4 protein-coding genes are annotated in these 2534 nt (G+C 56.2%); all 4 read left to right on the plus strand.

All coding sequences use genetic code 11. The features are described 5' to 3' along the window. The first annotated feature begins 524 nt into the window (after positions 1-524). The 4 genes from BBB56_RS23200 (at position 525) to BBB56_RS23215 (ending at position 2019) form a co-directional block, all read left to right on the plus strand. Positions 525-1103, plus strand: a complete 579-nt coding sequence (locus BBB56_RS23200; protein ID WP_123803245.1) for a hypothetical protein — start codon at positions 525-527, stop codon at positions 1101-1103. Between the two features lie 44 nt (positions 1104-1147). Beyond that, a complete protein-coding gene (locus tag BBB56_RS23205) occupies positions 1148-1357 on the plus strand; it encodes a hypothetical protein (RefSeq protein WP_123803246.1) in 210 nt (69 codons plus the stop codon). 111 nt (positions 1358-1468) lie between these two features. Beyond that, positions 1469-1693: a hypothetical protein gene (locus BBB56_RS23210; protein WP_123803247.1), complete on the plus strand. Its 225-nt coding sequence runs from the start codon at positions 1469-1471 to the stop codon at positions 1691-1693. A gap of 116 nt (positions 1694-1809) precedes the next feature. Further along, positions 1810-2019, plus strand: a complete 210-nt coding sequence (locus tag BBB56_RS23215) for a hypothetical protein (RefSeq protein ID WP_123803248.1) — start codon at positions 1810-1812, stop codon at positions 2017-2019. The last annotated feature ends 515 nt before the right edge of the window (positions 2020-2534 follow it).

Consider the following 2534-nt stretch of genomic DNA (forward strand, 5'->3'; position numbering starts at 1 on the left):
GTGCTGCGGCTGCTTCTCCGGTTTCCTGTCCCTGAAGGTCAACGGCATAAACAGCCTGATGGCCCCCTTCGGCTCCCCGGCGTTGCCGGGTCGTCGAGCCCCACTCCGCTAACCGGCAAAGCCGGTAAGCTCCGCCGAATCCCTTCGGGGTTCGGGCCTGCCGGCTAGGGTCTGATGGCGAACGGCCAGGTCAACCCCTGCAGCCGGCTGGCGCCGGCGCGTTCACTGGCCACAAAAAGACGTGGCCGCTGCGGACCGGCCCGGCACCGTGGTGTGCCGTTCCGGGGCCGTGCCCTGTTCATCCCTCCGCGTTGTGTTCTGTTCCCCTGAGCCCCTTCGCCGTGCAGAAACCTGGCACCCGGGCGTCTTCACGCAAGGGTCGCGCGCTAAACGGCGGCACCCGGTCCCTGCGGGCTGCGGCTTTGCCGTTTCCCCCTGCGTTCAGCCTGATGCCCGGTCGCCCGTTCTGCCCTCACGGCGAGGAACTCAGAGAAACATCACTTAAACCACACGGGAGACACAACATGTCACAGCAGAACGTCAACACCCCGGCTTCAGAATCTAAAGAATCATCTTTTTCAAAGGCAGAACCTGCAGAAAATGTCAGCTATGACGCGATCCGCCGCGCCTTTCGCCGCAATCTTTTCTACGTTAACTATCCGCAGTTCAACGTGAATACCGCAGCGCTGCGCAGTGATTTTAATATGCATCTGGAGTACCTGGTGGCGGCAACGTTTACGCGCGATGAAGCTGCATTTGATACGGGCAAATTCCGGTCGGCAACCGAGCTGCTGCTGATTAATCCACATGAAAAGCTGTTGATCACTGTCGCCTTGTTTGCCCCAAAAGCAGGCGCAGCGCCGGAAACCTATGAAACCCGCATCGTGCATTCAGCAAACCCGATCGGTGACGAAGAGTATGAGGAAAGCACCGAATATCAGACAACCAACGTCTATAAGGCAGCGGGCCTGCTTAACGGGGCGGCGCTGGAGCTGTTCTGGTCAGAACATGAAGGCCTGAAGAAACACGCGCAGGCAAGCCTGCCGAAAGGCGATGAATACAGCCCGTTTTGTCACTGGCAGTTTTCCCGCCTGAGAGGGTAAATACTGACGCTCCTGCAGTGCGCTGCTGGGGAAAGGAGACAGCAATGAACACACTGGAACGTCTGGCAATAGCGCTGAAGAATCCACTGCGTGCCGGGTATGTTACTTATACCGGGCACGTTATGACCGAAGCGGAATGCGCATCTTATAACCTGTATACTGCCGAAGCGGCACGGCCCTGGATAAGCGCGCAGGCGCGGGAATTTTTGCTGGATCAGCGGCACCGCTATTTTGTTCTGATTAGCGAAGGCTGACAGCCAGCAGACATCTGTTTAGTCCTGACGTAGGGCCTGAGCCTGGCCTCGCAGCCCTTAGTGAGAAAAATCAGTGTACCCTGATCGGTATCAGCAAAAGGAGCCATCACTATGTATTACATTACAGATCAGCGGGCGGGCGAGCCGGATATTCTGACGCCTGTCAAAAACGGCAAACTTACAATCCGCAGCCTGGACGGGCAGATAATTCACACTCAGGCGGCGCCAGAGAATGGCTGGACACATTTGCTTCTGTGCGAAGTACAGCCGCAGGGGATGGAGTCAGGAGCTGACGCTTATCTGGATAATGTCTGGATCGGCTCCACAGAGGTTTAAGTAACAGCTTTAGGGCCTGCAGCATAACTATATGTGTTTCAAGGCTACAGAGCATGCCGACAGGTATGTACTGAAACAATCGAAGGCAATTACGCCTGACACTACGAGGGAATGAAATGTCTAAAATTAATGCAAATTTCACTGGGAAAGATCAAAACTGGTCAGACGGGACAACAGTGTATTGGTTTGAAGTAAATGGCGAAGCTTATGGTGTAGTGCATAGCGGCGAAAGCTGGAATTCAAAAGTTGTGGATTCAACCGGAAACCCTACAGATAGATACTCAGTTGAAGAGTTCAACATAACTGACAAGATGATCGCAGAGTAACGTTAGCCACAGTAAATATATTTCTATGAATCCTGTATCGACACACAGTGCAGGATTCATTCCATAGCTCAGCAGTCAGACACTGGAGCAAAGCGGGCGGCCCTGCGGGCCGGTAGTAAACCGGTGCTGACGCACCGGTCATCTCCCTTCGCCTGCGTTTTCTCTCTCCGGGACGCTGACTCACGCTCTTCTCTCTCCTCCTCCTGCTGCTCTCTGTTCTGCTGTGCTGCAGCTGCTTCTCCGGTTTCCTGTCCATGAAGGTCAACGGCATTAACAGCCTGATGGCCCCCTTCGGCTCCCCGGCGTTGCCGGGTCGTCGAGCCCCACTGCGCTAACCGGCAGAGCCGGTAAGCTCCGCCGGACCGCGATGCGTTCCGGGCCTGTCGGCTAGGGTCTGATGGCAACGGCAAGGCTAACCCCTGCATCGGGCTTTCGCCCGCGCGCTCACTGGCCACAAAAAAGACGTGGCCGCTGAGGACCGGCCCGGCACCGTAATGTGCCGTTCCGGGGCTGTA

This window comes from Candidatus Pantoea deserta, assembly GCF_003813865.1.
GTDB classification, from domain to species: domain Bacteria; phylum Pseudomonadota; class Gammaproteobacteria; order Enterobacterales; family Enterobacteriaceae; genus Pantoea; species Pantoea deserta.

Excerpts from the sequence above, each read along its gene's own strand:
- BBB56_RS23200 (WP_123803245.1), top strand. The coding sequence starts at position 525 with ATGTCACAGCAGAACGTCAACACCCCGGCTTCAGAATCTAAAGAATCA.
- BBB56_RS23205 (WP_123803246.1), top strand. The coding sequence starts at position 1,148 with ATGAACACACTGGAACGTCTGGCAATAGCGCTGAAGAATCCACTGCGT.
- BBB56_RS23210 (WP_123803247.1), top strand. The coding sequence starts at position 1,469 with ATGTATTACATTACAGATCAGCGGGCGGGCGAGCCGGATATTCTGACG.
- BBB56_RS23215 (WP_123803248.1), top strand. The coding sequence starts at position 1,810 with ATGTCTAAAATTAATGCAAATTTCACTGGGAAAGATCAAAACTGGTCA.